Genomic DNA, 26,481 nt, shown 5'->3' with positions numbered 1-26,481 from the left:
TAGTATAATATAGTTATTAAAAGAACCGAATCCCCACAGCGGGTTTCGGTTATCCTTTGCGAGGAGGTGGTTTTATGGAAGATGAATTGAAGTTAACTCATATGGCATCCTGCGCCGGTTGAGGCGCTAAATTAGGGCCAGGGACGCTGGCTCAACTGTTGGAAAGTCTTCCGACACACACTGATGACCGCCTCCTCGTCGGCTACGATAAGAGTGACGACGCGTCGGTCTACCAAGTTACGGACGATTTGGCCATTGTCCAGACCGTCGATTTCTTTCCGCCCATCGTCGATGATCCCTATCTATTCGGGCAGATTGCAGCTGCCAATGCCTTAAGCGACGTCTACGCCATGGGGGCTGAGGCCAAACTTGCCATGAACGTCATGTGCGTCAACTTGAAGATGGGACGTGAAGCCATTCGCCGCATCTTAGAGGGCGGTTACAACAAGGCTTATGAAGGCGGCGTCATCATCACCGGCGGCCACACCATTGAAGATAAGGAGCCGAAATACGGCTTGTCGGTTACGGGCTTTGTGAATCCGCAGAAACTACTGCGCAATTCATCGGCCCGACCCGGTGACGTCCTCATCCTGACCAAGCCTTTAGGCGTCGGCATCTTGATGACGGCAGCCCAGGGAGATTTTGTTGCCAGGCCCCTTTTGCAGCAGCTCTATGACCAGATGGCTCAGCTCAATAAGACGGCTCGGGACGTGATGGTTCGCTATGACGTTCACAGCTGTACCGATGTGACTGGTTTCGGCCTCTTAGGCCATGCCTGCGAGATGGCTGACGGCAGCGAAACGACGATCCACTTTAAGGCGTCGTCCATTCCCTTTCATAAAGAGGCCCTCGACATGGCCGCCATGGGCTTCATTCCGGCCGGTGCTTACCGCAACCGTGACTTTGCTGCCGGCCGCGTTTTGGCGGACGGTATCGATAAAGGGATGATGGATATTTTATACGACCCCCAGACGTCGGGCGGACTGCTCATGGCCGTTTCTGAAAAAGACGCGCCCCTTTTGGAACGGGCCTTGAAGGATTCCCTTCCCTGCGCCGAAGCCATCGGCTATGTGACCGAGCGGGAAGATTCCTCGATTGTGATTGAATAAAACTTACAAAAACGGCTACCTTCGGCACTATAGATAGTGTATAATAATGACGGTGAGTTTTTTTACCGTACTCATGTCAATGATAAAGGAGAGATCAACTGTGATTGAACGCTATACGAAACCGGAAATGGGTCAGATTTGGACAGAATTCAATGAATGGGATACGCTGAAACAGGTCGAAATCCTGGCCAGTGAAGCCCAGGCTGAATTGGGGAACATCCCCAAGGAAGCAGCGAAAGAAATTCGCGAAAAAGCTGCCTTTTCTGTCGACCGCATCCATGAAATCGAAGCGGAAACACACCACGATATTGCTGCTTTCGTCTCTAACCTTTCCGAAAATATCGGGGAAGCCGGAAAGTACGTCCACCTGGGCCTGACGTCGACGGACGTCAAAGATACGGCCTTAGGTTCCATGCTGAAACAGGCTTCGGATATCCTCATCAAGGACCTCGAAGACTTCCACGCCGTATTGCGCCGCCGTGCCGTTGAATTTAAATATACGCCGTGCATCGGCCGTACTCACGGCATCCATGCTGAAGCGACGACTTTCGGCCTCAAGCTGTGCAACTGGATGGCTGAAATCGAACGCGACATCGACCGCATGAAACACGCCAAGGAAACGATTGCCGTCGGTAAGATTTCCGGTGCTGTCGGTACTTATGCCGACGTTGATCCCTTCGTTGAACAATACGTCTGCGAACACCTCGGCATTGCGCCGTCGCCCATTTCTTCGCAGACCCTGCAGCGTGACCGCCATGCCGAATATGTTACGACCTTGGCCGTCATCGCCAGCTCCATCGATAAAATGGCAACGGAAATCCGTCACCTCCAGCGGACGGAAGTCCGGGAAGCTGAAGAATATTTCAGCCCCAAACAGAAAGGTTCGTCCATCATGCCTCATAAGCGCAACCCCATTACTTGTGAACGCATGTGCGGCTTAGCCCGCGTCATCCGCGGCAATGCCCAGGCAGCTTTGGAAGACGTCGCCCTCTGGCATGAACGCGACATTTCCCATTCTTCTGTAGAACGAGTTATCCTGCCGGACAGCACGATCGCCCTCGACTATATGCTCCAGACCTTTACGCGGGTCATCGATAAACTCCTCGTTTATCCCGACAAGATGATGGCCGATCTCAACCTGACGGGCGGACTCATTTACAGCCCGATCATCCTCAACACCCTCGTTGAAAAAGGTGCCGTTCGTGAACAGGCTTACCGCTGGGTACAGCGCAATGCCATGAAGCGCTGGATCGACGGCGAAGATTTCCTGGAAAATCTGAAAAAAGACGAAGACGTTAAGCAGTTCATGACCGAAGCAGAAATCGAAGGCTGCTTTGATGTCAAGAAGATGCTCAGTCACGTCGATACGATCTTTGCTCGCTTTGGCATTTAATTAGTAACCTTGTAAAAACCTGACGACCTGCTTCGGCAGTCTCGTCAGGCCTTTTTTATAGGGTTGTTCTGAAAGGAGGGCGTCATGTATTATTTTGACAATGCGGCGACGACGGCTAAAAAGCCGGAGGCTGTAGGGAAGGCCGTCTTTAAAGCCTTGACAGCCGGCGACGTCGGCAATCCGTCTCGTGGTGCCCACGGATATTCCTTGAAGGCCTATGGCATCGTCTTGGCGGCTAAAGAGAAAATCAAGGCCTTATTTCACGGTCATGATTTATATGACGTCGCCTTTACTCATAATTCTACGACGGCCCTGAACATGGTCCTCAAGGGACTCATCCGTCCCGGCGACGGCGTATTGACGACGGCTTGGGAACACAATGCCGTTTTACGGCCCTTATACCAGTTGGAAGCACTGGGGGCTGAACTGGCTGTCATTCCTGCTGTCGCTTCAACGGGAGCCTTGGTTTATGATCAAATGGAGAACCTGCTGACGCCGAAGACCAAGTGGCTGGTCTGCAATCATGCCTCCAATGTGACCGGCAATGTCCTCGATTTGAATCGTATCAAAGCTTTTTGCCGGGCTCATCATTTGGGGCTCATCGTCGACGTATCCCAAACGGCCGGTGCTTATGACATCGATCTCTCCGACGGCAGGGTGACGGCGGCCTGCTTTACAGGGCATAAATCCCTCTATGGACCGGGCGGAACCGGGGGAATCATCATTCGCCGTGATGTCGAAGTGCTGCCGTTTATTACCGGCGGTGACGGTGTTCATACCTTTGAGCAGGCGCAGCCTTCATCGGTTCCCACTGTCTTTGAAGCGGGGACGGCCAATGTCGCCGGTATTGCCGGCTTGAGCGCTGCCGTCGGCCTTGTTTTGGAAAAGGGGATTCCGGCGATTATGGCTCATCAAGAAGCCTTGGCCCGAGCTTTTATTCCCGCCGTGAAGGCCATTCCCGGCATTCGCCTTTACGGTGATTTTTCCGGCCCCCGGGTCGGCGTCTACAGTCTCAATATCGGTGATGCTGAGTCGGCTGTCGTCAGCGACATCCTGTGGGAGACGCATCACATGGCGACGCGGCCGGCCTATCATTGCGCACCCCTTATGCATCAGGCTTTGGGGACGGCCGTTCAAGGAACGGTCCGCTTTTCTTTTTCCCAATTTACGACCGTTGACGACGTCTTGGCGGCGGCAGAGGCATTAGATGTCATTGCCCGCTCGTAAGCCCTTTTTGACGATTTTGTAAATTTTTTCGGAAAACTTGACTCGATTGGTGTACTAATATATAATGAAATTAGTTATAAAAGGCAAATAGTCAAAATAAGAAAGGTGGCGTCTATTATGGAATATAAATTTTCAATGGATAATTTTGAAAAAGAAGTTTTGAACAGCAGCGAACCCGTTTTGGTCGATTTCTTTGCAACCTGGTGCGGCGTATGCGAAAAGGAAGGCCCGATTATTACAGAACTTGCTGAAGAATATACGGGCAAGGTAAAAATCGGTAAGCTCGACGTCGATGAAAATCCGGCCCTGGCCCAGGATTACGATGTCAGCACGATTCCCAACATGGTCTTTTTCAAAGACGGGAAAGTCGTCGATCGGGCTATCGGTTCCGTTCCGGCCAATGTATTGAAGGGCAAATTAGATTCCCTGCTGAAATAATCCGTTCCTTCTACGGATATTCGAGGTGATTTTTTATGAAAAGCTATTCCTATAAGACCAAGGGAACTTGTTCTCGTGAGATTTCTTTCGCCATCGAAGACGGAAAGCTCCATGACGTCCGCTTCGTCGGCGGATGCCCGGGCAATACCCTGGCTCTCGGCAAGCTTCTTGAAGATGCCGATGCCAAGCGGGCTGTCGCCATCTTAAAGGGCAATCCCTGCGAGGACCGGGGAACGTCTTGTGCCGACCAGCTGGCACTGGCCGTTGAACAGGCCTTGGCTCAGGAAGGGTAATGGCGGTCAGTGAATACGGCATCGTCTTAGTGCCGTCGACGAAGCAGGCTATTGAAGGCGAGCGCCTTGCTAAGGAAGCGGGACTTTCGGTACGCATCATTCCTACACCGGGAAAAATCGATGCGTCCTGCGGTTTTTCTTTAAAATACGAGTTGAATGATGAAGCGGCCCTCACTGCCTTGCTCGACAAAGAGTCGGTGGACTGGGCCGCTTTATATCATGCCTGCCGTCAAGGCCTTGCCGTTTCATATACGAAGATAAAAGAAGGTTGACAAGATGACCAGACATATCGTCATCGGGACAGCCGGTCATGTCGATCATGGCAAGACGACCCTCGTGCGGGCCCTGACGGGAATCGAGACCGACCGGACGACTGAAGAGAAACGGCGGGGCCTGACTATCGATTTAGGCTTTGCCTGGCTGGACCTGCCCGATGGGACGCGGGCCGGCATCGTCGATGTACCCGGTCATGAAAAGTTTATAAAGAATATGGTCGCCGGCTTGCCGGGCCTCAACATGGTCCTTCTCGTCGTCGATGCCAATGAAGGGGTCATGCCGCAGACGCGAGAACATCTCGGCATCTTGACCCTTTTTGGCGTTCGTAAATTTATTGTCGTCGTCACTAAGGCTGACACCGTTTCGCCGGGAGCTCTTGACGCAGCCTTAAATCAGATGAGGCAGGACCTCGGCGGTACGGCGGCGGAGTCGGCACCGGTCGTCGTTACCGATGCCGTAAGCGGCCGCGGCTTACCGGAACTTATTGCTGCCATTCAGCAGACGGCGGAAACGATTTTGCCCCAAGTTTCCGGCGGTCATGGCCGCCTCCATGTAGACCGTTCTTTTTCTATCAATGGTGTCGGAACCATCGTCACGGGTACCCTCCTCGACGGGGCCGTGGAAAGGGGGCAGTCTCTATGGCTTTATCCCGGCGGGCGGCAGCTGCGCATCCGCAATATCCAGGTGCATGAAGAAAGCGTTCCGCGAGCGGAACCATCACAGCGGACGGCTTTCAACTTGGCCGGAATTTCCAGTGTGGACGTCCTCCGGGGATCTGTCCTCTGTACGGTGCCGGATATGACAGCGACGCGTATGATCGATGCCAAGGTGACCTGCCTTGGTGAGGCGCCGCCCCTCGTTCTTTGGCAGCGTGTGCGCCTCCTGGTCGGGACGCGGGAAGTCATGGCCCGTGTCGTCCCCTTGGGGGTTGAGCAGATAGAACCCGGGACAGCCGGATTCTTGCAGCTGCGGCTGGAGCGAGATGAAATCTATGTCAAAAGCGGCGATCCCTTTATTCTGCGTTCTTTTTCTCCCATGCATACCCTGGCCGGCGGGAAAATCCTCGATGCCCGGCCGGAAAAACACCGCCGCTTTAAAGAGGAGCTGCTGACGGCCTTACGGGCTCGCGATGCCGGTCTGAAAGGCGAATTGATTGCTCATTTTTTGCAGTGTTGTCAAGTGCCCTTTTCGACGGCTGCGGCCGTTTCTGCCGGGACCGATCTGCCGCTGGAACAGGTTGAAGAGGCCCTCGAACATTTAAAAAGTCAGGGACTGGCAAAGGAATTTCACCTGGGCTGGCTTCATCTGGAAGCCTTCAAATCATGGCAGGCTCGGAGCCTTTCCATCCTCCATGAATATCATCAAAGGTGGCCCTTGCGCCTCGGCATGCCTCAATCGGAGTGGCGGCAGCGGTTGGGCCTTGGTGAAAGAGAAGGACGGGCGCTGCTGCAATTGTTCTTGTCGAGGAAAATCTGCCGCCTGTCGCGGAATTTCGTGGCGGCTAAGGATTTTCGCCGCGTCTTTTCACTTCGCCAGCGTCAATATCAGTCGGAGATTGAAAAGCGATTGGCTCGAAGCGGGTACAGTCCCGTTGCGATTGCTGACCTCCTTTCTTTGGGGACGGAGGTACCGGAAATCCTAACCGCCTTGCAGGGGAAGAGCCTCATCTTTCTTTCACCGGATTTTGTCTTATCCAAGGACCGGATTCATCGGGCAGCGGAAATCATCGTTCAGTATTTTAAGACGGAGGCGGTCTTGAAAGTAGGAACCTTGCGGGATCTCTTGAAGATTAACCGCCGTCAGGCCCTTTTGATCCTGACCTATTTTGACGGAAAAGGCCTGACGGTGAGAGCCGGCGACGGCCGGGCTGCCGGACCGAAGGCGGCCGACTATGAATCAAAAGGAGAGACTTTTTATGAATGAAGCCATTCAACAGCTGCTTCGCCAGCTGCCAGATGTGGATACCCTTTTGCAGCGCCCGGCTTTTCAAGGGCTGGGAAAGCCTCGCCATGTCATCCGCGATGCCATTCGCACCGTTCTCGATGACTGGCGGCGCGCTATCTTGGAAGGCCGCCGGGAGGAGCCTTTTTCTATGGAGCTTTTTGAAAAGGCCGTTCTTTCTGCGATACAAAGGGCTGATCGGACACACCTGCGCCGAGTCATCAATGGAACCGGGACCATCCTTCATACCAATTTGGGCCGGTCTGTCCTCAGTCCGGACATCGCCCGGCAGATGGCGGACCTCGTCGGACATTACAATAATTTAGAGTACGATTTAGCTCAAGGGAAGCGGGGCCTTCGCGATGACCATGTGCGGGACCTCCTCTGCCGGCTGACCGGGGCCGAAGATGCCCTGGTCGTCAACAACAATGCCGCCGCTGTCCTGTTAGTGTTGGCCAGCCTGGTGCCTGGTAAAGAAGTCGTCATTTCCCGAGGAGAATTGGTTGAAATCGGCGGCTCCTTCCGCATTCCCGATGTCATCGAACAGGGAGGCTGTACCATCCGTGAGGTGGGGACGACCAACAAGACTCATCTGGCCGATTATGAACGGGTTATGGGTGAAGCCACTGGTGCTTTGATGAAGGTCCATACCAGCAACTACCGCATCATCGGCTTTACGGATAGTGTAGCAGCCGCTGACCTGGCTGAACTGGCACATTCAAGAAACCTGCCCTGTATCACTGATCTCGGCAGCGGCCTCTTTGTCGACTTGGAGACACTGGGACTCCCTCATGAACCGACGGTCCGCGAAGCTGTCGAAGCCGGCTGTGACGTCGTTACCTTTAGCGGGGATAAACTTTTAGGCGGCCCCCAGGCGGGCATCATCGTCGGCAAGGCTTCTTATATTGAATCCATGAGACGTCACCCCTTGCTTCGGGCCCTTCGCATCGATAAGATGACCTTAGCTGCTCTCGAAGGGACGCTCATGATATATCGGGACGGTGAAGGCCTTCAGAAGATCCCGACCTTGGCATCTCTCGCCCAGTCTGGCGAACTTTGTCGTACGCGCGGAGAGGCCTTGGCTGCGCTCTTAGGAAAGGAAAATCTTCCCGTTGAAATCACCCTCGTCGAAGTCGAAGATGCCGTCGGCGGCGGGGCCTGTCCCGGTGTTGTCCTTCCCGGCTGGGGCGTTGCTGTCCGGCCGATGACGGTGTCGGCAGCCGCCTTGGAAGAAGGCCTTCGAAAAGGATACCCAGCGATTATTGCTCTCATTCGCCATGAAAAACTGATTTTTTCCGTCCGCACCCTTTCTGATGACGAATTTTCCGATATTGCAGAGGCATTGAAAGCTTTTTTTCGGTCTGAATCATAAAAAAACGCATACGAAACAACCTGTCCCCTAAAGACTGTATCTTTAGAGGACAGGTTGTTTTTGGCAATATAGGGAGGTTAAAGCATAAAGCCGTTATTCTGCAGGAGAGGACTGGCCGATGATTTCCCGGCCTTCGACGAACTGAACTGTCGGATTTTCTTTTTTCTTTTCGATGAGATCGACCATGAGATGCAGGCAGTGCTGTCCGATTTCACCCATGGGGATGTCGACGCGGGACAGGGACGGAATGGCATAGTCGTTGAGTTGAGCCATATTGATCCCGATGGTAAAGACTTCTACTTCTTTCGGAATCGATATGCCCAGGTCGTGGCAGGCGTAGAGCATGCCGTGAGCCAGGACGTCCGATTCGCAGAACATGGCACGGGGCATGCGTTTTTCTTCATAGAGTTTTTTCGTTGCGGCGACGGCACTGGACGACGCCGTGTCGCAGAGGACGATGTTTTCTTCCGGAACGGGATGGCCGTTTTGGGCAAAGGTATCGAGGAAGCCCTGCATCCAAGTACGCATGATGGGGAAGGTCGTATCATGAGTCAAGACGCCGGCGTCAAAAATGCCTTTGTCGAGGAAGTGACGGGCGACGTTGCAGCCAATCTGATAGTTGTCCATGGTGACGCTGCTGTATTTATCCGATTCTCTGTTGAACAGTACCACCGGGCAGGGAATATGGATGGAATTGAGGTAATCCATATCCTTGTTGGACATGTTGGCGATGATGATGCCGTTGAAAAATTCATTTTGCATGGCCTCGAGCTGTTTTTGGAGCTGATCGACTTTATATGGGACGACGGTTAAATGAATTGTTTTATTCTGTTTCATGATTTCTTCTTGGATACCGAGGGTAATACGGGCCAAGTAGTTGATACGAAAGTCTGTTGCCCAGTAGAATGCAATGGCGTAGCTGTCCTTTTGAGCTGACCGCAGCTTCTTTGCCGATTGGTTGGGAACGTAGTTTAAATCTTGTGCAATTTTGAATATACGCTGTTGAGTTTCCTGAGAAATTTTTCGTTCCCGCCCCTTGCCGTTCAGGACGATAGAAACGGTAGCAATAGAAACGCCGGCAGCTTTTGCAATATCTTTAATTGTGGACACGATAGCCACCTCCACTCTTATGTCTATTATTCTGACATAAATTAAACGTTTTTTCAAGGAAATATGTGCTACAGAATGGACAAATATTCACGAGTGTCTGTGTCAGAATTTTTAAAAATACATTTTTTTGTATTAACAGGGGCCGTCATGGCGAAGAACGGCCAATCATGATACAATAAAAAAATAATACAGATGGAGGTTTTTGTCGGCCGTCGATGGCAGCCGTCAAGACCGAAGGGGCAAAAGGGGATATATATGACCGAAGATAGAGAAGCTTATATCAAGCAGGTGCTGCACCAAGTGGACAATTTAGCCAAGCCGCCCGGAAGTTTGGGCCTCTTAGAAAAACAGGCTAAGCAGGTGCTGCTCGCTTGGGGAGAATTTCATAGAGAGCTCCGGCCCAAGCACCTCATCTTTGCAGCCGACAACGGCGTCGTCCGCTCCGGTGTCGTCGCCCAATTAGCCGATATCACTTATATGCAGAGCCGCCACATGGTGGAAGGGACGTCGGCCGTGACCTGCTTCTGCCGCAGTCAAGAGATTCCCTATGAGGTCGTCGACGTCGGTATTGACAGTGCTGATGCCGTCGGTATCGACTGCAAGATTGCCAGGGGGACGCGGGATTTTTCCAAGGAACCGGCTATGAGTGAAGACCAGCTTCATAAGGCGATGGCTGCCGGACGAGAACGGGTGCAGGCGGCAAAGGCCGACGGCATCAACCTCCTGTCCTTCGGAGAAATGGGTATCGGCAATACGACGACGTCGGCAGCGGTGCTTACGGCCCTGTCGCCGAAGAAGATGACCTGGCTTTCCGGTTTTGGTTCTGCCCGGGGAAATTATAAACTCCTTTTCCATAAGCGGAGTGTCATTGCTGATGCCATGGAGCGCTATGAAAGGGAACTCACATCGCCGGAAGGGGCTCTTCGCTGTGTCGGCGGATTTGACCTGGCCGCCTTGTGCGGGGCCATGCGGGCCTGTGCTGACGAAGGCATCCCTTTTTATATCGACGGCTTTATTACGGCGACGGCCTTGGCCTGTGCCGTTGCCATGAATCCTAAGGTACGGGACTTTGCCCTGCCGTCTCATATTTCGCGGGAGCCCGGCATGGCTCAGGCCCTGCGCTTATGCGGCATCGACGAGTATGATGTGCCCTTGACGGCAGGTCTTTCCCTCGGTGAAGGGACGGGAGCCGTGCTGGGTGTCATCCTGCTCAAGACGATGATGTATGCCGTCTGGCATATGGCGACTTTAGACGGCATCAATCAAGAAGCACAGGCACGATACGATCAACGCCAAGGAGATGAACAGCGTGGATGAAGTGACGAGAGAGAAGGCTCGGGCCGTCTTTGCCCGCTTAGGCCTGACGGAAGAACAAGCGGTAGAAATTTTTTATAAACGAACTATCGAGGCGGGAAAGATGCCCTTTGCCTCGAGTGAGGAAAAGACGCGGAAAATTAAGAAAAAACGAATGAATGAACGCTTTGCCGAATGGGACGCTTTCTAATTTGTTTACTCAAATATTACTCGTATATATTGACAAAAATGCCATTTCATCGTATCCTATTAATAGATAATTTTTAAATATCTAGAAAGGTAGATGTATACAGATGGACAAGAAGCAATTCATGGAAATGTGCAAGGCACTCTCCAATGAAACGCGGGTAAATATCCTGATCTGGCTCAAAGATCCGGAAAAACATTTTCCTGGTAAAAAGCTTCATCTGTCTCCAGATACAGCCGACTGCCCTGGTGGCATCTGCGTTGGTTCTATTCAGGATAAAGCTGGGATTTCGCAATCGACGATTTCTCACTATTTGGATATGCTGCAGCGTGCCGGCTTATTGTCGACAGAACGCGTTGGGCGCTGGACTTACTATCGCCGCAACGAACAAGCGTTACAGGAACTATCCCGTTTCATCGGTGAAGACTTATAGCCTGATGATTTCACACACAAAAAGAGCGTCTGCTCGCAGGAGGTATAGAGCCTCGGCGAGCAGGCGCTTTTATTTTGTAATCATATTTTCTGCGGCGAAACCTTTTTGGTTGGCGTAATCCCCTTCGAGGATTTGAATGGGAATAAATCCTTCGTAGACGGTATCATCGGTAATCTGGATTCGCGTCGGTTTGGCGAAAATCAGAATTTTATCGGAGCGGACGAGGGCCCGTATGGTTTCCATGTCGCGGTTGCGGCTGGCTTTCAGGAAAACGGGAATCGTCTCTTTGTCGGGGATGACATAGGTCCCGCGCATCATGAGGTAGCGGCCGCTGCTGGACGGCAGGCGGTGTTCCTTGGGCTGCGCTTCTTTTTCTGTATCGCTCATGGCCGGAACGCCGTCTTGGGAATACTGGGAAAAGTTGACGTTCGACTGATTGGCCTCGCGTTGGCGGTGGATGTAATAAATGGTGAGGAACAGGCAGAGTATGACGAAAGGGAGTAAGAGTATCTTCGTATAATAGTCCAATTTTTTATATTTACTCTTTTCCTTTTCTTCCTCTTCAGACTCCGGCGGTTCAAGGCTTTCTTCATGTCCTCGAAGGGCACCGGCCATGACTGACGATAAAGGGATGCGGTAACTGGAAATGGGATAGAACTCTTCCAGCCAGCTTAGGCCGCAGATACAGGCCATGGCCCGGCTGAGGGCACTGTCCATGTCGACGGTGATGTCCATGCGGTGCAGGATGGACGTCAGCGAGTCGTTGGCCAGATTCGGGATGTATGTCGCAGCTAAGAACTGGAGATCTCGGATGTAAACGTCGCGGACGGGCCATTCCCGGCCTGACGCTTCATAGCTGGCCTTGATGGCGGTAAACAACTCTTCTGAATGATAGGCCGACAGGAAGGCATCTTCGATGAGAAAGGATATGTCTTCATCCCAGACGGCATCAAAAGGCTTGCTGTCTTTCAGCATGGCTTCCGTGACATGTCGGGTTTCAACGGGACCTTCGCGGGGCTTGATGAGATAAGAAATGCCATGGACGCTGCCATCACTAATCCAGGCCAGGGCCAGCCGGCAAATGCTATTCATGTTGTCGTTTGCCAGATCTGCGGCAATGGCGATGGATGAATTAACCTTACGCCGCTGCAGGGATTCCAGCGCCTTTTGGGTGTTGGTATTCATGACGGGCATCCTCCCTGAGTGGATAACTCTTAGTGGCCGCGCTGTTTATAGTACGGACGAAAGGTGCGGCGCTGCCGCTTCGGTGTCTGTTTAAGCTTGAAGTAGTTGTGCTTGACCGTGCGGTTTTTTTCGTCCGTAAAGGTGTTGACTTCAAAGAGATTCAGCGATTCGATGAAGGGCACGAATTTTTTGTATCCGAAATTTCGGACGTCGAAGTCGGAGAACTGTTTGCTCAGGAGATTGCCCAAGGTGCCGGAGAAAATCCAGCCGTTGTCGTCGGAATTTTCTTCGGTCAGCTTGATGAGGGCCTGGCGGATGGTCGAGAAGTCTTTTCCCGGTGTCTTGCCGGAAGGCGCGTCTGCTTCAGGCTGTGCCGGAGTGTGGTCACTTTCGGCTTCGTCAGGATGAGCTTCAACTTCAGCTTCGGTTTTTTCGGGTTTTGCCGTATCTGCTTCTGGTTCCGGAGCAGATTCTTCATGTTCAGCCGGTTCGATTTCTTCGGCATCGTGTTCTTCGGCTTCTTCCCAAAGGACGTCGAGGTAGAGGAATTTGTTGCAGGCTGAGATGAAGGAACGGGGCGTCTTACTTTCGCCCATGCCTAATACGTACTTTTGCGATTCACGGAGGCGCGATGCCAGGCGGGTGAAGTCGCTGTCTGACGATACGATGCAGAAACCGTCGAGATTGCTCTTATACAATAAATCCATGGCATCGATGATGAGGGCCGAGTCCGATGAATTTTTGCGGATCGTGTTGCTGTACTGTTGGATGGGCTGGATGGCGTTGTCAAGGATCGTATTGCGCCACGACGCCATCTGCGGTGTCGTCCAGTTGCCGTAAATTCGTTTGTAGACTACGTCGCCGAGGTTGTTGGATTCTGACAGGATGACGTCAATGTATTTACTGGAAATATTTTCGGCGTCGATGAGAACGGCGAGTTTCATTTCTTGATTCATAGTTGTTTTACCTCTGTTTTCATTACGTTTCATCAATACATGTTGGCCTTAGCGGATAAATTCAAAGCGAAATTTCCGACCCGGTGTAATGGTGTCGATGAGAAATTCTTCTTCAGGCAGGATTTTCGCAGCTATATTGGTCCGTTCTTCCGGCTCAAGTTCTCGTTTTACAATCTGCACTTCGCCCATATAGCGCAGAAAATCGGCATTGTCAATGGTGATGTCGCCGCGGCGGAGACTGCGGAAGCCGGCACTGTCCGGCTCGACGATGCGGCCGTCTAAAAAGCTGCGGCTGCCGCTGGCACGGATGACGTCTCGTGACGGATCGGGGCGTGCCGTAAAGGTATGGGACAGGAGGTCCTGTACGTAGGGTTCGCGGATTAAGAAACGGGCTTTTATGACGACGACGCCTGTTTCTTCCCGGCCGGCGCGGGACAGTTCGCGAAGCTCCGTAAGGGATGGCCGATCGTCACCGATAAAGACCGACTGCAGTCCTAAGGCTGCCAGATGGCGGGCGGCCAGGCTGACGGGCTGACGGCGATGTTCTTCGAGGGTCGGCAGTCCTTCTGATAAAGGGGCTCGGCGTCCCTCACGGCTGGCAATGAAGGCGCCTACGGAAAGCCCGTAGGATTGGAGCATCTTCGTCTGGGCGATGAAATAATCGCGGTCAAGGCCTGTGTGCGGCCTGGGGTAGAAGTTGTGCAGTCCGTCGACGGCTTCCAAGCGAGCTCCTTTTTTTTGTAGCTCTTTCAAGCTGTCTTCCGTCAAGGTCGAAGCATTGAGCTGTACCTTGATGACCTGACTGTAGAGGGCTATTTTTTCGGCATCGAAGCCGTCGTCGAAGCGAACGGTCGTAATGCCGAGCTTGGCAAGTTTTACCGGTTCAACACGGTCCATTCCTAAGAGGGCTGCCGAGGCCGACGAGATGTCGGCGACGACGTCCATACTGTTTTCGCGGGCTGCTTTTAGGACGGCGTCCAGTTCTCGATGAAAGGCTGCGGCATCCGTTTCGGGAATATGGAAAGAGGTGAACAGACGGCGAATGCCTAAGGCGGCCGCTTCTTCAATAAGTCCCGTTTTTTCTCGGATGCTGCCTCGGAGGCCGGGGTAGATTGAAATGCCTGTTTCCATTATTCATCCTCCTTTGGATCATCGAACCCCAGTATATACGTTGCAATGAAGCCGGCTATATAAGCGGCGGCAAGGCCTAGGAGATACATGGGGATGTTGTCCGTTCCGGCAGCCAGGGGAAGGCCGGAAATACCGATTGTGGCGGCGCCGACCATATAGGCCGCCTGAACGGCTCCGCCTACAGCACCGCCGATACAGGCCCCGATGAAGGGACGGCCTAAGGGCAGGGTGACGCCGTAGATGAGGGGTTCGCCGACACCCATGAGGCCGACGGGAAGGGCCGAGGCAATCGTCTTTTTCAGTCCCTTGTTCTTGGTCTTGATGTAGACAGCAAAGGAAGCACCGACTTGGCCTCCGCCGGCCATGGCCAGGATGGGCAGCAGGATGGTCACACCGTATTGAGACAAGAGTTCGGCGTGAATCGGTGTCAGTCCCTGGTGAATTCCGACCATGACCATGGGCAGGAAGGTCCCGCCTAGAATAAAGCCCGTCAGGGCGCCGCCGCTGCCGATGGATTTTGTCGCCGCATAGCCGATGGCTTCGGATAAGTATCCGCCGACGGGCTGACAGATGAAGAGGGCGATGAAGGTCGAGATGACGACGACGGCCAAAGGGGTGACGAAGAGATCGACCATATCCGGGACGATGCGGTGGAGTTTCTTTTCAAGCCATGATGAAAAGAAGACGACCAGGAGGACGGCGATGATGCCCCCTCGTCCAGGGACGAGATTATCGCCGAAGAGGGTGATCTTCGTCAAACCGGGATGGCTCAAGACGGCGGCCATGACGCCGCCTAACATGGGGGAGCCGCCGAATTCCTTGGCGGCGTTGATGCCGACAAAGATATTCAGTCCGAAAAAGGCGGCGTTGCCGGCAATGGCCAGCATCTGGAAAATCGGCTGGGCAGCCAGTGTCGGATCGACCTTCACGGCGACATTGAGCAGTCCTGTAATCAGGCCGCAGGCAATGAAGGCCGGGATGATGGGGACGAAGATGTGGGCGATTTTCTTCAAGGCCTGTTTGGCCGGCGTCGCATTTTTCCGTCGGATTTCTTCGTGCAAGGCTTTGCCGTCAAAGGGGCCTTGCGGACTCTCTTCGGAATCCGTTTGGGGGGCCGGCCGGCGGCCGCTGTCATCGCCGGCGATTTTGGCAAAAGCCTGGTAGAGTTTCGTTGCCTTGCCAGGCCCTACGATGATCTGCCATTCGTCTCCTGACCGGTTGACGCCGAGGACGCCGGGAAGTTTTGCCAAGTCTTCCTTAGTGAAATGTTCGTCCTTTACGGTCAGGCGCAGGCGGGTCATGCAGTTGTAGGCTTTTTGGATGTTGTCGGAAGGGCCGGTGATGTCGTAGATGTCTTTGGCCAGTTTATCGTAATCCATGGTCTGCCTCCTGGATTACGGCGGCGACGTAGCCCCGAGCTGCGGCTAATTTGGCGTCTGCCTCTTTGGCTGATAGGCCGAGGAGGACCATGACGATGGCCGTTTTGGCCCGGCCTCCGCTTTCTGTTAAGGCTTCAACGGCATCCTGGCGGCTGCAGCCGGTGGCAGTCATGACGATGCGCCGCGCCCGTTCTTCGAGCTTCTTGTTGGACGACTTAACGTCGACCATGAGATTGCCGTAGACCTTTCCCAAGCGGATCATGGCTCCTGTGGACAGCATGTTGGCAATCATTTTTTGAGCGGTGCCGGCCTTCATCCGCGTCGAGCCGGTGACGACTTCCGGGCCGACGACGGCACAGAGGTCGATGGCGGCACAGGCCCCGATGGGGGAGTTTGGCGAACAGTCAATGGCGATGGTCGCCGCCCCGACGCTGTTGGCATAGGTCAGGCCGCCGACGACGTAGGGCGTCCGCCCGGAGGCGCTGAGGCCGACGACGATATCGCCGGCCGTAAGGCCTTTTTCTATTAAATCGTCTCGACCGAGATCCGGTGAATCTTCGGCGCCTTCTTTTGCGCGGAAGATGGCGTCATAGCCGCCGGCAATAAGGCCTTGAATCTGATCAGGATCCGTGCTGTATGTTGGCGGGCACTCGACGGCGTCGAGGATTCCCAGTCGTCCCGAGGTGCCGGCTCCCATATAGAACAGGCGCCCGCCCTGGCGGAGACGATCGGCGATGACGTCGACGGCCCGGGCGATGTCGGGGACAATTCCTTTTATAGCTTCGGCGACCTTGTGGTCTTCGTCATTGATGAGGCTTACCATGGCTTCTGTCGGAAGCCGGTCAATATGCTGGCTGCAGCTGTTCCGCTGCTCCGTCGCCAGTGATTCTAGTTCAATCATACAATTCCTTTCTTTCCCTTTTCATCGTAATGATGAGCGGTTTTGCCTTTTCTTTACGAAAGGGCTTATATATCTAATTATAGAGAGTGTTGACAGCAGTTGCAATAGGACTTTTTTCAATGGCCATGCCTTTATTTTTTTGCTGTTTCATGGTATGATTAGTCTGCATGCAGCAGGCCTGTGTGTCATGTGCGCCCATAGCTCAGCTGGATAGAGCAGCAGTTTCCTAAACTGCGTGTCGGATGTTCGAGTCATCTTGGGCGCACCATTTTTTTATCTTTGCAATATTTATCCTTATATAATAGTACCGGAAAGGTGGGTTTCCTCATGTCTGATATGAAGAACCGAGTTGCTTCTTTCCACGAAGAAGTCATGCATGATGCCGATTTTACACTGTCTGAAGCGATTGCTGAAGCAAAACGCTGCCTCAACTGTAAAGTACCTCAGTGCCGTAAAGGCTGCCCCATTGAAAATGAAATTCCGCAATTCATCCACGCCTTGACCCAGGGGGATTTTGGCGCGGCTGCTGCGCATATTTATAACCGCAGTGACTTGCCGGCGATTTGCGGCCGTATCTGTCCGAGAGAAACCCAGTGTGAAGGACACTGCATCCTCGGCAAAAAGGGACAGCCCGTTGAAATCGGAAAACTCGAACGCTTCGTAGCGGACATGGCCCTGGAAGGTAAATTCACGGAGCAGCCGGTCAGCAAGAAAACGGCCGGTACCGTGGCTATCATCGGCTGCGGCCCTGCCGGTATGGCAGCTGCCCGTGAGCTGGCTAAGCGCGATTACGATGTCACCATCTATGAAGCCGCATCTCATCCGGGCGGTACCATGACCTACGGCATCCCGACCTTCCGCCTTCATAAAGAACTGCTTCAGCGGGAAGCCCGGGCCCTGACCGACATGGGGGTCACCATTGAATACGGCGTTAAAATCGGCACCGATAAGAGCCTTGACGAACTGCAGGCTGACTTTGATGCCGTCTTTATTGCCGTCGGAACGATGGATGGCTGGAACCTCGGCGTTGAAAATGAAGACGTAGAAGGCATCGTCGAAGCGGAACCTTTCCTGCGTCAAGTTCAGCGTGCCCAGGATGGAGAATTTGAACCGGACGAACTTCCCGTTCAGGAAGGCGACCGGGTCATCGTCATCGGCGCCGGCAACGTCGCCATCGACGCGGCCCGCACGTCTCTTCGCCTCGGTGCTGACGTTACCATCGTCTACCGCCGGGCTGAAAGAAATATGAAGTGCCTGCCTTCCGAATATGAAGAAGCCAAGGCTGACGGCGTCCGCTTCCAGTTTTATTCGGCACCGAAGGCCGTCATCGGAGAAAAGCACGTCGAAGGTCTGCGTTATGAACGGCAGCAGATCCTCGAAGATGCGACCATGGTTCCGACCGGGGAATTCGGCGTCGTCCCGGCCAATAAAATCATCGCTGCCATCGGCAATAAACCGGAACTTCCGATCATTAAGTCCTTCGGTGTTTCTTCCAATGACGACGGCTATATCGCCGTCAAGGATACACCCTACGGCATGACCAGCAAGGAAGGCGTCTTTGCTGCCGGCGACATCGTCCACAAACCGCAGACCGTCGTATTGGCTATGCGCGAAGGCCGTAAAGCGGCTGACGGCATCGATCAGTATTTGAAAGCTAAGAAACTTATGGATGCAGTACGAGCTTAGGGGGCAAATAGGATGAGTGAGTTGATTCGTCAGATTCTTAAAACTAATGAAAATTTCGTTAAACAGTCCTTGTCACAAGGCGGTTTCGACGACGTCAGCAAATATCCGCGCCGCCATCTGGCTGTGTTGACCTGCATGGACACACGCCTTTTGAATTTCCTGGAACCGGCCATGGGCCTTGCCCGGGGCGATGCCAAAATCATAAAAGTTGCCGGTAATACGGCCTTTGAAGACTTCGACAGCGTCATCGGCAGCCTGATGGTCGCCGTCTACGAACTGCATGTCCACGAAATCGTCGTCATGGGTCATGATGACTGCGGCATGCTGCACACGACGGCGGACAGCCTGTGCAGCCACATGGTCGAAGAAGGGGTCGACGAAGCTGCCATTGCGGCCATCCGACCGAAACTTCAGCAGTGGGCCGATCCCGTTACCGATGTCGATACGTCGGTCTGCGATACCGTACGCCGCCTGCGGGCAAATCCCTACTTACCGAAATCCCTTACCATTTATGGAATGGTCATCCATCCCCATACCGGAGAAATCCGCGTCGTCGACGATGGAGAAGACCGGAAATAGGAGGTCTTATGAGTTTAGTAACAGAACGCATGAAAGAACACGCCGCTGTCTTAGAAGCGACGAAGGAATTAATTCCTGATATAGAAAAAGCCGGGGCTCTCATTAAAGATGCCCTGGCTTCAGGCCACAAAATCCTCTTTTGCGGCAATGGCGGCAGCGCCGCCGATTCGCAGCACCTGGCTGCTGAAATCGTCGGTCGTTTTCAGAAAGAACGGCCGGCCTTTCCGGCTATCGCCCTGACCGTCGACACGTCGATCCTGACGGCCGTCGGCAATGACTACGGCTTCGATACGGTGTTTCGCCGTCAGGTCCATGCCCTTGGCGAAAAAGGCGATATCTTGGTCGGTATTTCGACGTCCGGCAACAGCCGAAACGTTTTGGAAGCCATCGAAGAAGCCCATGCAAAAGGGCTTACGGTCATCGGCATGACCGCTTACGGCGGCGGCAAGATGAAAGATGCCTGCGACATCTGCCTGGCTATTCCCGCGAAGGTAACGGCACGGGCTCAGGAAATGCATATCATGATCGGCCATATTCTTTGTGAAATTGCTGAAGAAGATATGTAATTAACTGACGACGCTCTGGAACTGCTTGTTGTCTCTGATCTTATCGAAATGGCTCTGTGTCCGGGCGGCTTCCTTTACGGCTTCGCCGCCAAGGTCGATGGCCTGCTTCAGATAAGGCAGGGCTTCGTCAGCTTTTCCAAGGTCGCCGTAAATCGTGGCGATGCCGTAATAACTCCAGGTGTTGCCCGGATCTGCGGCGATGACATTTTTAAAATACGTAATGGCCTTATCGTACTGGCCGTCTATTTTATAGGCCAGGGCCAGATTATAGAAGGAGGCCATATCCTTTGGCGCTAACTGCAGGGCTTGCTCGATGAGGGTAATGCCCTGTTCAACGTCTTTTTTATTCCCGGTCCCATTGCCGCGCATGGCTAAGGTGATGCCTTTGTTGCTGAGGGCCTGGTAGTTGTCAGCATCGAGGTCGATGGCTTTGTCGAAGTATTCAATTGCTTTGTCATAGTCTCCAGCCTGATATTTTTTCAGCCCTTCATCGCTGGCGGCCTTGGAATCGGTCTTGATGGCCGGAGCAGAAGGGGCTTTCGTGGCCTGTATGGGTTTTGCCTGCTGCGACGATAGCGTCTGGGGGCTGCACCCGCTGGTCCACACGGCGGCTGCGGCTAGGAGCAGGATTACTGCGTATTTTTTATTCATCGTTATTTCTCCTATTCGTCAGTCTGGAAAACATATGAAACATATTATAAAAAAATGGGATGTTCTTCTTGTCGCCGTCCTCCTCGCCTTATCCTTTATTCCGGAGGGCATCTTCTATCTGACCGGAAATGATGCGGCCGTTCACGATACGTATGCGGTCATCCAAGTTGACGGAAAAGTCTATAAAGAAGTCCCCTTATCAGGTCATCAGGGAACTGATGTAATTCCTATTAGAACCGATGATGGCTATAATCTGGTCGTCGTCAAAGATGATACCATCGGCATCGTCGAAGCGGACTGCCCGGATAAGATCTGCATCAGTGAAGGCTTTGTCAGCCGGCCCGGCGCTACCGTCGTCTGCCTGCCTCATAAGCTGCTCATTGAAGTCAAATCTGCCGGAGGAAGTGAACCGGATGTCATTCCGGCTCATTAGAGGTGCTCATGAAAAAAACATTTCGCATCATCATGTTGAGCCTGTTTATCGCTCAATCCTTAGTCTTATATATCGTTGAAGGCATGCTGCCCGTACCCTTTATTGCACCGGGGGCAAAGCTTGGCTTGGCCAACTTGATTACGGTCATCGCCCTCTATGCCCTGCCGCGAAAACGGGATGTCTGCCTTATTCTCTTCGTCCGCGTCCTTCTGGCAGCGGCCTTTGGCGGTGGCGTCAATGCCTTCTTTTACAGTGTTGCCGGTGCTGCTTTGAGCCTGGGCAGCATGGTCATTCTCAAGGCATCGGGAAAATTTTCCATCCTCGGCGTCAGCATGGCCGGCGGTATTTTCCACAACTTGGGACAGGTCATCGTCGCCTCTCTGGTCGTGGCCAATCTTAAGATCATGCTCTACCTGCCGATTCTGTCCGTAGCCGGTGCCGGGACAGGGCTCCTCATCGGCCTTACGTCGGTGTTTACCCTTCGCCATTTGAAAAAACTGCCTGTCTATAAAAGACTGCAGGAATAATTCCATATCATGCGGTGATGTCAGGGCTGCAAGGTGATCGAGTCCATGACTTGGTCGGCTAATTTCACCTTATCTTCCTTACTGCCATCGCAGGCGACGACGACAATCCATGTCACGGGCCCGTCAGAAAACCCAAGCAGGCGGCCCTGCATGGATTTTTTTTCGTAAGTAAACGTTAAGTTTTGAGAGACCGCAGGCAGACCCTGGAAGGTCGTATCCTTGCGGCTGATGGAGACGTCGGAAACGCCGAGCTGGGCTAAGACGGCCTTCGATGTGGTTTCAACGGTCCCATTCAAGTTCTGCCGGATGGCCTCGCTTTCCTTGAGCTGCAGGTCATCGGCCATGTTTCGGACGTCGACGCGGTTGGTGTAAACGGCGATGTAAAGGCCGGCGTCGTTCTCGCCATAGAGGCGGCTGCCTTCATAGTAAGGCTTGGCGGCCGGGGCGACGGGAATGGGGACGTCGAAGCTTTGCAGATTGCCCGGTAATTTTATGGAAATAGCTGAGCCCATGCCTTCAACTCGTTTTTCTTTTAGCGTGATGGTATAGCAGGCTGTCAAGGTAAGGGCCAATATGGGCAGCAGTACCGTCAGAATCAGAAATCGGATTGGCTTGTGAATCATATCGTACCTCGCAGAGGGAAGATGATGGTGAAAAGGCCTTTAGGGACGATCATTTACGGGCTTCGCGAAAGGCATCGGCCAGTGAAAAGGTCAGGGGGCCGGTCACTTTCGTCGCGTCGATAATGGGCTGCATGATGCTGCGGAATTCGTCACTCTTCTTGGATAATACATATAGTTTTGAAGTGTTGCGGGCATCCCACAAGGCGTCGTGCATTTGGCCGTCAAAGGTTTCTCCCAAGGTGCTGACCGCTTTGTCGAGGGAGATGACGTTGTCCAGACCGAGTAAATTGCAGTAAATCTGTTGGAAATTCTGCCAGTGACCGAGCATCCAGCGGACGCGCTCGTCTTCTTTGGAGTCAACGCCTTTTAAACGGAGTTCACTGTCGAGCTGACGCCAGTCATTTTCGCTCCAGGCGTACATCTCATAGTCATTGGGACAGCCTTCGTTGCACCAGTCGAGAAAGTGCTCGAAGGCCTGGCGGAAATGAGGCTTTCCTCTTAACATTTCCATGGTAATGCCTGTCAACTCCTGGCAAGTCTGATTCATGGCCGTCGTGTATTCCGGCATTACGTATTCTTTATACGCCGCGATTTCATTGCCTTCTTCGTCTATCTTGACTGCACCGATTTCGATGATTTCCCCTTTACACGTGCGGCGCGCTTCTTTTTGATCGCGCCCGATAGGATTCATCTCGAAGTCGACGAATACTGCTTTCATATGTCAGGCTCCTTTCTGATTCATGATGATAATTTTAATTATACCATAAGAAAAAGGCCTCGTGCATCAGATATTGTGCACGAGGCCTTGTTACAGCCGATTTTTTCAAGAAAAGAAAGGCTTTTCTTTCTGTCTTCGATTAGAAGGCCGGGAGAATCGTTCCTTGGAAGTGGTCTTCAATGAACTGTTTAATCGGGGCGGACTGGTAGATCGCGAGGACCTTTTTATAGGTTTCGTTGTTTTCATCGCCTTGGCGAACGACGAGGACGTTGGCATACGGAGAATCCTTCGATTCGACGAGGAGGGAATCCTTCTGCGGGTTCAGACCGGCCGGGATGGCGTAGTTGGTGTTGACGCAGGCCAGATCCGTATCATCGAGGGAACGGGGAATCTGAGCGGCATCGAGTTCGACGAACTGGAGATTTTTCGGGTTGGCCGTAATATCCGTTACCGAAGCGTCTACGGAGTTGCCGTTCTTCAAGGTGATGAGACCGGCCTGCTGGAGCAGGAGCAGGGCCCGGGCGCCGTTGGTCGGGTCGTTCGGAATCGTTACCTTAGCGCCGTCGGCGACGTCTTTGAGGTCTTTATATTTATGAGAGTAAACGGCCATGGGCAGGATAATCGTCTTGCCGATGGATACGAGTTTTAAGCCCTGTTTTTTTACGACGTTGTCGAGATAGGGCTGATGCTGCATGGAGTTCATATCGAGGTCTCCGTCGGCCAGAGCCTTGTTGGGCTGGACGTAGTCATTGAATTCGACGACTTTGATGTCGAGGCCTTGTTTAGCAGCTTCTTTGGCGACTTCTTCCATGACTTCTGCATGGGGACCGGCGGTGACGCCGACTTTGATTTCTTTTTTGTCACCGGAGGACGCGGAGTCGTTTGAGGATCCGCAGCCGGCGACGGCCAGGCAGGCCGTGGCAATGAGAAGGGCAGCGAAGACTTTTTTTACAGTTATTTTCATGTCAATCATATCCTTTCTGAAAGTAAATGGAAGTTGTCGCTCAAAAAGAAAAGCCGTCATACAGATGACGGCTCGGATTGCGATTGGTTCATCTGCCGGTAATATACCGCTGGACTTGGCACCTATCCCGATTGGGGGTTGCCGCAGCGTCATCGGGCCATTCCCTCGGCTGCTCTTGATGAAAGACAATGTGTTGTTGATGGTGTATATAGTACCATTGAGAGAATACACTGTCAAGTCCTTTTTTGCCTTTCTTGAGAATTTTTTGTTCTCATGGTATAATGAACCTACTCATCGGAGGGCTTTATACCCGTATTGTATCAGGCTGGATAAGATGTCGCAGCAGCCATTGTCCGGAGGTCCTGCAAGTCCGTATATTTGCAGGTCGATGTAAGGGCAGTCAGGTCTGTTGTGGTTTTTTATCCGGCTTTTTTTGCGCACATAGCTTCGAGGTGATAAAACATGCAGTTTGAACGGGATTTACATTGGCAGATTTATTCGGCAAAAGCCTTTTACTTTATCGGCGGTTTCGGCTTTACGACCTGGGCGTCGCTCATTCCTTTCTTAAAACGACACCTGGCAATACCGGCTGACCACTTGGGCTTTCTCTTGCTGGGAATCGGCCTCGGGGCCTTGATCATGATGATGATGGCCGGTACCATTGCGGCCCGCCTCGGCTGCCGTCGTTCCTTGACTATCGCCGGCCTGTGCATCGCTGCCTTTTTGAATCTCTTGTGCTATATGCCAATCTATGGACTGGCGGTTTTTACGGCCGTTTGTCTCGGTGCCTCTTTGGGTCTCATGGATGTCGTCGTCAATATCAACGGTATTTTTATCGAACGCAAAGTTCGTACGCGCATCATGTCCGGCCTGCAGGCCATGTGGTCCTTGGGGAATTTTATGGGCGCCGCCTTTTTTGCCTTCCTCCTCCAATTCCATCTGCCCTGGCAGGGTGTGGCCTTTGCCAGTTCGGCCGTCATCATGGCCTGTGTTTTCTTTTTCGGGCCTCACTTGCATAATGAACGCCAAGCGGCTCAGAAACGGCCGTACTTCATACGGCCTAAGGGCCAGATCGCCGTCATCGGTCTTATTTGTATGATCGCTTTTCTCGTCGAAGGGGCCATCGATGACTGGAGCGGCGTCTTCATGACCCTTGAAAAGGGCATCGATATCTCCCGGTCGGGCTTGGGGCTGACCTTATTTACGGCTTCGTCCTTCATTACTCGTCTGGCAGGGGATACGCTGACCATGCATTGGGGACCGCGGCGCCTTCTTGCCCTGTCCCTGCCCGTTGCCTTTTTTGGATTTATCGGACTCTTGACGATCAGCGAAGGCTGGCTGCTCTTCCTGTCCTTCATTTTGATCGGCCTCGGTACGGCCAATACGGTCCCTATTTTCTATTCTCTCTTAGGTCGGCAGAAGGTCATGCCTATTTCTGACGCCGTTTCGTCGGTCAGTACCATCGGCTACGCCGGCATCCTCCTGGCGCCGGCTCTCCTTGGCTTTATCGGCCGGACCTATTCGCTGTACGCGTCATTCAGCCTGGTCACGGTCCTCTTAGTCGTCATGGCAGCCATTTCCTTGAAAATCGTAAAAGAATAATCGCTGCCGCCGGAACAATCGGGGCACAAAAAATTACGGCCTTATGAGTAATCTCTCATAAGGCCGTAGTTTTTTATGCGTCGATGACTTTTCCCGGATTTAAGATACCCTTCGGGTCGAGGGCGCGTTTGATGGTCTTCATGATGGTTAGTTCGCCTTTGGGTGTGAACTGTTCCATGTATTTCAGCTTTTTAGCGCCGATACCGTGTTCGCCGGCCAGGCGGCCGCCGACACTGTAGGCATAGGCGTATACTTGCTGATGGAATTCTTCGACGTTTTTGTCCCACTCTTCGTCGCTCATATCCATCTTGCAGAGGACGATGTGCAGGTTACCGTCACCGATGTGGGCATTGATTTTGACTTCAAAGGGATAATTTTGACCGATGTCCATGATCTTTTCAATCGTTCCGGCAATCTTATGAACCGGAACGACGACGTCGTCGGTCAGGAATACCTTGCTCTGCAGTTCGACTGAGGTCTGGCAGTTGCGGCGCATGTTCCAAATGCGGTCGTCGGCTTCGAGAACGTTTACGGCACCCGATTCTTCGCAGATCGTGCAGACTTTGTCCATCTTGGTGTCCAATTCGTCTTCCTGGAAGGTTTCGACGGTGATGATGACGTAAATGCCGTCGTCGTAATGGGGCATGTCCTTGTAATGGCAGTAATCGGCACAGCCGCGGACGTAAGAGTTGTCCATGTATTCGACGCTGGTCGGGTCGATACCGGCCTTCATCAGCTTGGGAACCATGTGCAGGGCTTTGCGCGGGTCGGTGTAGACGGCCAGGACATCGAAGCGGTACGGCGGCAGGGGAATGAGCTTTACCGTCACCTTGGTAATGATGCCCAAGGTCCCTTCACTGCCGATGATGAGCTGTTCCAAATCGTAGCCGGTCGAGCTCTTTTTGAGGATGCGGCCGCATTCGACGATGTCCCCTGTCGGTGTGACGACTTCCAGGCAGTAGACCTGGTCGCGGGTGACGCCGTAGCGGACGGCGCGGAGGCCGCCGGCATTGGTTGCCAGATTACCGCCGATGAGGCTGCTTTCAGCGCTCGACGGGTCGCCGGCATACATGAGGCCGACTTTTTTTGCTTCGTTCTGCAAGTCGATGGTACGGACGCCGGCTTCGACGGTCATGTACATGCCGTCTTCGTTCAGTTCGATGATTTTATTGAGGCGGTCCATGCAAAGGACAAGGCCTCCGCAGACCGGAATGGCTCCGTCGGCAAGACTCGTGCCGCCGCTGCGGACGGTAATGGGAAAGTCGTACTCATTGGCAAGTTTCACGATGTCCGAGATTTCTTGGGCGTTGGCCGGCAGGACGGCGGCGTCCGGAACGTGGAACATGGCCGGATTCGTTTCGTAGTCCGTCTGGTACTGCAGGAGCAGGTCACGGTCGGTCTTAACATATGTCGGGCCGGTGATGGCCTTTAATTTTTCAATGATTTCAGGCGTAATAGGCTGATATTCTTTCACAAGAGGAAACCTC

General features: G+C 53.1%; 28 protein-coding genes, 1 tRNA gene and 1 riboswitch. Of the genes, 18 read left to right on the top strand and 11 right to left on the bottom strand.

Annotation, left to right across the window (positions count from 1 at the left end; all coding sequences use genetic code 11):
• The first annotated feature begins 74 nt into the window (after nt 1-74).
• From selD to selA, 8 genes are all read left to right on the top strand, one after another.
• Nucleotides 75-1,109 (top strand): selenide, water dikinase SelD, encoded by a 1,035-nt coding sequence (selD, locus tag QZQ46_RS02155; protein WP_296826373.1) that lies wholly within the window; start codon nt 75-77, stop codon nt 1,107-1,109.
• A 100-nt stretch (nt 1,110-1,209) separates the two neighbouring features.
• Nucleotides 1,210-2,502 (top strand): adenylosuccinate lyase, encoded by a 1,293-nt coding sequence (purB, locus tag QZQ46_RS02150; RefSeq protein ID WP_296826371.1) that lies wholly within the window; start codon nt 1,210-1,212, stop codon nt 2,500-2,502.
• 84 nt (nt 2,503-2,586) lie between these two features.
• Nucleotides 2,587-3,729 carry an aminotransferase class V-fold PLP-dependent enzyme gene (locus QZQ46_RS02145; protein ID WP_296826369.1) on the top strand — a complete coding sequence of 381 codons (1,143 nt, stop codon included), beginning with the start codon at nt 2,587-2,589 and terminating at the stop codon, nt 3,727-3,729.
• A gap of 117 nt (nt 3,730-3,846) precedes the next feature.
• A complete protein-coding gene (gene trxA / locus QZQ46_RS02140; protein WP_296826367.1) occupies nt 3,847-4,167 on the top strand; it encodes a thioredoxin in 321 nt (106 codons plus the stop codon).
• A gap of 35 nt (nt 4,168-4,202) precedes the next feature.
• Nucleotides 4,203-4,460 (top strand): TIGR03905 family TSCPD domain-containing protein, encoded by a 258-nt coding sequence (locus tag QZQ46_RS02135; RefSeq protein ID WP_296826365.1) that lies wholly within the window; start codon nt 4,203-4,205, stop codon nt 4,458-4,460.
• Nucleotides 4,460-4,732 (top strand): DUF3343 domain-containing protein, encoded by a 273-nt coding sequence (locus tag QZQ46_RS02130; protein ID WP_296826363.1) that lies wholly within the window; start codon nt 4,460-4,462, stop codon nt 4,730-4,732. The genes QZQ46_RS02135 and QZQ46_RS02130 overlap by 1 nt, the downstream gene beginning before the upstream one ends.
• Nucleotides 4,733-4,736: 4 nt before the next feature.
• Entirely contained in the window at nt 4,737-6,659 is a 1,923-nt protein-coding gene (gene selB / locus QZQ46_RS02125; protein ID WP_296826361.1) for a selenocysteine-specific translation elongation factor, read from the top strand.
• Nucleotides 6,652-8,049 carry an L-seryl-tRNA(Sec) selenium transferase gene (selA, locus tag QZQ46_RS02120; protein WP_296826359.1) on the top strand — a complete coding sequence of 466 codons (1,398 nt, stop codon included), beginning with the start codon at nt 6,652-6,654 and terminating at the stop codon, nt 8,047-8,049. Before selB ends, selA begins: the two co-directional genes overlap by 8 nt.
• A 93-nt stretch (nt 8,050-8,142) precedes the next feature.
• Here selA and QZQ46_RS02115 read toward each other — a convergent pair whose 3' ends face one another.
• A complete protein-coding gene (locus tag QZQ46_RS02115) occupies nt 8,143-9,159 on the bottom strand; it encodes a LacI family DNA-binding transcriptional regulator (protein ID WP_296826358.1) in 1,017 nt (338 codons plus the stop codon).
• Nucleotides 9,160-9,414: 255 nt separating this feature from the next.
• On the opposite strand from QZQ46_RS02115, the gene QZQ46_RS02110 reads away from it, so the two are divergent.
• From QZQ46_RS02110 to QZQ46_RS02100, 3 genes are all read left to right on the top strand, one after another.
• Nucleotides 9,415-10,476 carry a nicotinate-nucleotide--dimethylbenzimidazole phosphoribosyltransferase gene (locus tag QZQ46_RS02110; RefSeq protein ID WP_296826356.1) on the top strand — a complete coding sequence of 354 codons (1,062 nt, stop codon included), beginning with the start codon at nt 9,415-9,417 and terminating at the stop codon, nt 10,474-10,476.
• Nucleotides 10,460-10,663, top strand: coding sequence for a type II toxin-antitoxin system RelB/DinJ family antitoxin (locus tag QZQ46_RS02105; RefSeq protein WP_296826354.1), 204 nt, complete (start codon nt 10,460-10,462; stop codon nt 10,661-10,663). Before QZQ46_RS02110 ends, QZQ46_RS02105 begins: the two co-directional genes overlap by 17 nt.
• A gap of 103 nt (nt 10,664-10,766) precedes the next feature.
• On the top strand, nt 10,767-11,093 hold the full coding sequence (locus QZQ46_RS02100) for a helix-turn-helix transcriptional regulator (RefSeq protein WP_296826352.1): 327 nt from the start codon (nt 10,767-10,769) through the stop codon (nt 11,091-11,093).
• A gap of 69 nt (nt 11,094-11,162) precedes the next feature.
• Here the strand turns inward: QZQ46_RS02100 and QZQ46_RS02095 are convergent, their stop codons facing one another.
• The 5 genes from QZQ46_RS02095 to murQ are packed head-to-tail and all read right to left on the bottom strand — an operon-like array spanning nt 11,163 to nt 16,645.
• On the bottom strand, nt 11,163-12,278 hold the full coding sequence (locus tag QZQ46_RS02095) for a hypothetical protein (protein ID WP_296826350.1): 1,116 nt from the start codon (nt 12,276-12,278) through the stop codon (nt 11,163-11,165).
• Nucleotides 12,279-12,307: 29 nt separating this feature from the next.
• Nucleotides 12,308-13,234, bottom strand: coding sequence for an NYN domain-containing protein (locus QZQ46_RS02090; protein ID WP_296826348.1), 927 nt, complete (start codon nt 13,232-13,234; stop codon nt 12,308-12,310).
• Nucleotides 13,235-13,282: 48 nt separating this feature from the next.
• Entirely contained in the window at nt 13,283-14,365 is a 1,083-nt protein-coding gene (locus QZQ46_RS02085) for a DUF871 domain-containing protein (RefSeq protein ID WP_296826346.1), read from the bottom strand.
• Nucleotides 14,365-15,744, bottom strand: coding sequence for a PTS transporter subunit EIIC (locus tag QZQ46_RS02080; RefSeq protein WP_296826344.1), 1,380 nt, complete (start codon nt 15,742-15,744; stop codon nt 14,365-14,367). Before QZQ46_RS02080 ends, QZQ46_RS02085 begins: the two co-directional genes overlap by 1 nt.
• Nucleotides 15,731-16,645 (bottom strand): N-acetylmuramic acid 6-phosphate etherase, encoded by a 915-nt coding sequence (gene murQ, locus QZQ46_RS02075; protein ID WP_296826342.1) that lies wholly within the window; start codon nt 16,643-16,645, stop codon nt 15,731-15,733. The genes QZQ46_RS02080 and murQ overlap by 14 nt, the downstream gene beginning before the upstream one ends.
• A gap of 191 nt (nt 16,646-16,836) precedes the next feature.
• On the opposite strand from murQ, the gene QZQ46_RS02070 reads away from it, so the two are divergent.
• The 4 genes from QZQ46_RS02070 to gmhA all read left to right on the top strand — a co-directional run bounded on the left by QZQ46_RS02070 (nt 16,837) and on the right by gmhA (nt 19,476).
• Nucleotides 16,837-16,913: transfer RNA gene (locus QZQ46_RS02070), tRNA-Arg, on the top strand.
• A gap of 59 nt (nt 16,914-16,972) precedes the next feature.
• Nucleotides 16,973-18,331, top strand: a complete 1,359-nt coding sequence (locus QZQ46_RS02065; protein WP_296826340.1) for an NAD(P)-dependent oxidoreductase — start codon at nt 16,973-16,975, stop codon at nt 18,329-18,331.
• Between the two features lie 12 nt (nt 18,332-18,343).
• Nucleotides 18,344-18,910, top strand: coding sequence for a carbonic anhydrase (locus tag QZQ46_RS02060; RefSeq protein WP_296826338.1), 567 nt, complete (start codon nt 18,344-18,346; stop codon nt 18,908-18,910).
• Between the two features lie 8 nt (nt 18,911-18,918).
• Nucleotides 18,919-19,476 carry a D-sedoheptulose 7-phosphate isomerase gene (gene gmhA / locus QZQ46_RS02055; protein ID WP_296826336.1) on the top strand — a complete coding sequence of 186 codons (558 nt, stop codon included), beginning with the start codon at nt 18,919-18,921 and terminating at the stop codon, nt 19,474-19,476.
• Here the strand turns inward: gmhA and QZQ46_RS02050 are convergent, their stop codons facing one another.
• The gene (locus tag QZQ46_RS02050; protein ID WP_296826334.1) at nt 19,477-20,127 is read right to left on the bottom strand and encodes a tetratricopeptide repeat protein; all 651 of its coding nucleotides are present in this window, start codon (nt 20,125-20,127) and stop codon (nt 19,477-19,479) included.
• A gap of 34 nt (nt 20,128-20,161) precedes the next feature.
• Between QZQ46_RS02050 and QZQ46_RS02045 the strand changes: the two genes are divergently transcribed.
• Together QZQ46_RS02045 and QZQ46_RS02040 are read left to right on the top strand one after the other, a co-directional pair.
• Nucleotides 20,162-20,560, top strand: a complete 399-nt coding sequence (locus QZQ46_RS02045) for a NusG domain II-containing protein (protein ID WP_296826332.1) — start codon at nt 20,162-20,164, stop codon at nt 20,558-20,560.
• A gap of 8 nt (nt 20,561-20,568) precedes the next feature.
• A complete protein-coding gene (locus QZQ46_RS02040; RefSeq protein ID WP_296826330.1) occupies nt 20,569-21,087 on the top strand; it encodes a Gx transporter family protein in 519 nt (172 codons plus the stop codon).
• A gap of 20 nt (nt 21,088-21,107) precedes the next feature.
• On the opposite strand, the gene QZQ46_RS02035 is transcribed toward QZQ46_RS02040, so the two are convergent.
• The 3 genes from QZQ46_RS02035 to QZQ46_RS02025 all read right to left on the bottom strand — a co-directional run bounded on the left by QZQ46_RS02035 (nt 21,108) and on the right by QZQ46_RS02025 (nt 23,392).
• Nucleotides 21,108-21,710 carry a hypothetical protein gene (locus QZQ46_RS02035; protein ID WP_296826328.1) on the bottom strand — a complete coding sequence of 201 codons (603 nt, stop codon included), beginning with the start codon at nt 21,708-21,710 and terminating at the stop codon, nt 21,108-21,110.
• 49 nt (nt 21,711-21,759) lie between these two features.
• Nucleotides 21,760-22,428 (bottom strand): 3'-5' exonuclease, encoded by a 669-nt coding sequence (locus QZQ46_RS02030; RefSeq protein ID WP_296826326.1) that lies wholly within the window; start codon nt 22,426-22,428, stop codon nt 21,760-21,762.
• Between the two features lie 139 nt (nt 22,429-22,567).
• Nucleotides 22,568-23,392 (bottom strand): MetQ/NlpA family ABC transporter substrate-binding protein, encoded by an 825-nt coding sequence (locus tag QZQ46_RS02025; protein ID WP_296826324.1) that lies wholly within the window; start codon nt 23,390-23,392, stop codon nt 22,568-22,570.
• An 85-nt stretch (nt 23,393-23,477) separates the two neighbouring features.
• Nucleotides 23,478-23,577: riboswitch (SAM riboswitch) on the bottom strand.
• A gap of 277 nt (nt 23,578-23,854) precedes the next feature.
• On the opposite strand from QZQ46_RS02025, the gene QZQ46_RS02020 reads away from it, so the two are divergent.
• The gene (locus tag QZQ46_RS02020) at nt 23,855-24,994 is read left to right on the top strand and encodes an MFS transporter (RefSeq protein ID WP_296826322.1); all 1,140 of its coding nucleotides are present in this window, start codon (nt 23,855-23,857) and stop codon (nt 24,992-24,994) included.
• A gap of 73 nt (nt 24,995-25,067) precedes the next feature.
• Here QZQ46_RS02020 and QZQ46_RS02015 read toward each other — a convergent pair whose 3' ends face one another.
• Entirely contained in the window at nt 25,068-26,468 is a 1,401-nt protein-coding gene (locus tag QZQ46_RS02015) for an FAD-binding oxidoreductase (protein ID WP_296826320.1), read from the bottom strand.
• Between the last annotated feature and the right edge of the window lie 13 nt (nt 26,469-26,481).

This window comes from uncultured Megasphaera sp., from assembly GCF_900539295.1.
Lineage (GTDB): Bacteria > Bacillota > Negativicutes > Veillonellales > Megasphaeraceae > Megasphaera.
Note: the sequence above shows the minus strand (reverse complement) of the source record. Positions and strands in the feature narration are given on the sequence as shown.

Bases quoted from the DNA above. Each gene is read 5' to 3' on its own strand.
- QZQ46_RS02145 (WP_296826369.1), top strand. From the start codon at position 2,587: ATGTATTATTTTGACAATGCGGCGACGACGGCTAAAAAGCCGGAGGCT.
- trxA (WP_296826367.1), top strand. From the start codon at position 3,847: ATGGAATATAAATTTTCAATGGATAATTTTGAAAAAGAAGTTTTGAAC.
- QZQ46_RS02135 (WP_296826365.1), top strand. From the start codon at position 4,203: ATGAAAAGCTATTCCTATAAGACCAAGGGAACTTGTTCTCGTGAGATT.
- QZQ46_RS02130 (WP_296826363.1), top strand. From the start codon at position 4,460: ATGGCGGTCAGTGAATACGGCATCGTCTTAGTGCCGTCGACGAAGCAG.
- selB (WP_296826361.1), top strand. From the start codon at position 4,737: ATGACCAGACATATCGTCATCGGGACAGCCGGTCATGTCGATCATGGC.
- selA (WP_296826359.1), top strand. From the start codon at position 6,652: ATGAATGAAGCCATTCAACAGCTGCTTCGCCAGCTGCCAGATGTGGAT.
- QZQ46_RS02110 (WP_296826356.1), top strand. From the start codon at position 9,415: ATGACCGAAGATAGAGAAGCTTATATCAAGCAGGTGCTGCACCAAGTG.
- QZQ46_RS02105 (WP_296826354.1), top strand. From the start codon at position 10,460: ATGAACAGCGTGGATGAAGTGACGAGAGAGAAGGCTCGGGCCGTCTTT.
- QZQ46_RS02100 (WP_296826352.1), top strand. From the start codon at position 10,767: ATGGACAAGAAGCAATTCATGGAAATGTGCAAGGCACTCTCCAATGAA.
- QZQ46_RS02095 (WP_296826350.1), bottom strand. From the start codon at position 12,278: ATGAATACCAACACCCAAAAGGCGCTGGAATCCCTGCAGCGGCGTAAG.
- QZQ46_RS02090 (WP_296826348.1), bottom strand. From the start codon at position 13,234: ATGAATCAAGAAATGAAACTCGCCGTTCTCATCGACGCCGAAAATATT.
- QZQ46_RS02085 (WP_296826346.1), bottom strand. From the start codon at position 14,365: ATGGAAACAGGCATTTCAATCTACCCCGGCCTCCGAGGCAGCATCCGA.
- QZQ46_RS02080 (WP_296826344.1), bottom strand. From the start codon at position 15,744: ATGGATTACGATAAACTGGCCAAAGACATCTACGACATCACCGGCCCT.
- murQ (WP_296826342.1), bottom strand. From the start codon at position 16,645: ATGATTGAACTAGAATCACTGGCGACGGAGCAGCGGAACAGCTGCAGC.
- QZQ46_RS02065 (WP_296826340.1), top strand. From the start codon at position 16,973: ATGTCTGATATGAAGAACCGAGTTGCTTCTTTCCACGAAGAAGTCATG.
- QZQ46_RS02060 (WP_296826338.1), top strand. From the start codon at position 18,344: ATGAGTGAGTTGATTCGTCAGATTCTTAAAACTAATGAAAATTTCGTT.
- gmhA (WP_296826336.1), top strand. From the start codon at position 18,919: ATGAGTTTAGTAACAGAACGCATGAAAGAACACGCCGCTGTCTTAGAA.
- QZQ46_RS02050 (WP_296826334.1), bottom strand. From the start codon at position 20,127: ATGAATAAAAAATACGCAGTAATCCTGCTCCTAGCCGCAGCCGCCGTG.
- QZQ46_RS02045 (WP_296826332.1), top strand. From the start codon at position 20,162: ATGAAACATATTATAAAAAAATGGGATGTTCTTCTTGTCGCCGTCCTC.
- QZQ46_RS02040 (WP_296826330.1), top strand. From the start codon at position 20,569: ATGAAAAAAACATTTCGCATCATCATGTTGAGCCTGTTTATCGCTCAA.
- QZQ46_RS02035 (WP_296826328.1), bottom strand. From the start codon at position 21,710: ATGATTCACAAGCCAATCCGATTTCTGATTCTGACGGTACTGCTGCCC.
- QZQ46_RS02030 (WP_296826326.1), bottom strand. From the start codon at position 22,428: ATGAAAGCAGTATTCGTCGACTTCGAGATGAATCCTATCGGGCGCGAT.
- QZQ46_RS02025 (WP_296826324.1), bottom strand. From the start codon at position 23,392: ATGAAAATAACTGTAAAAAAAGTCTTCGCTGCCCTTCTCATTGCCACG.
- QZQ46_RS02020 (WP_296826322.1), top strand. From the start codon at position 23,855: ATGCAGTTTGAACGGGATTTACATTGGCAGATTTATTCGGCAAAAGCC.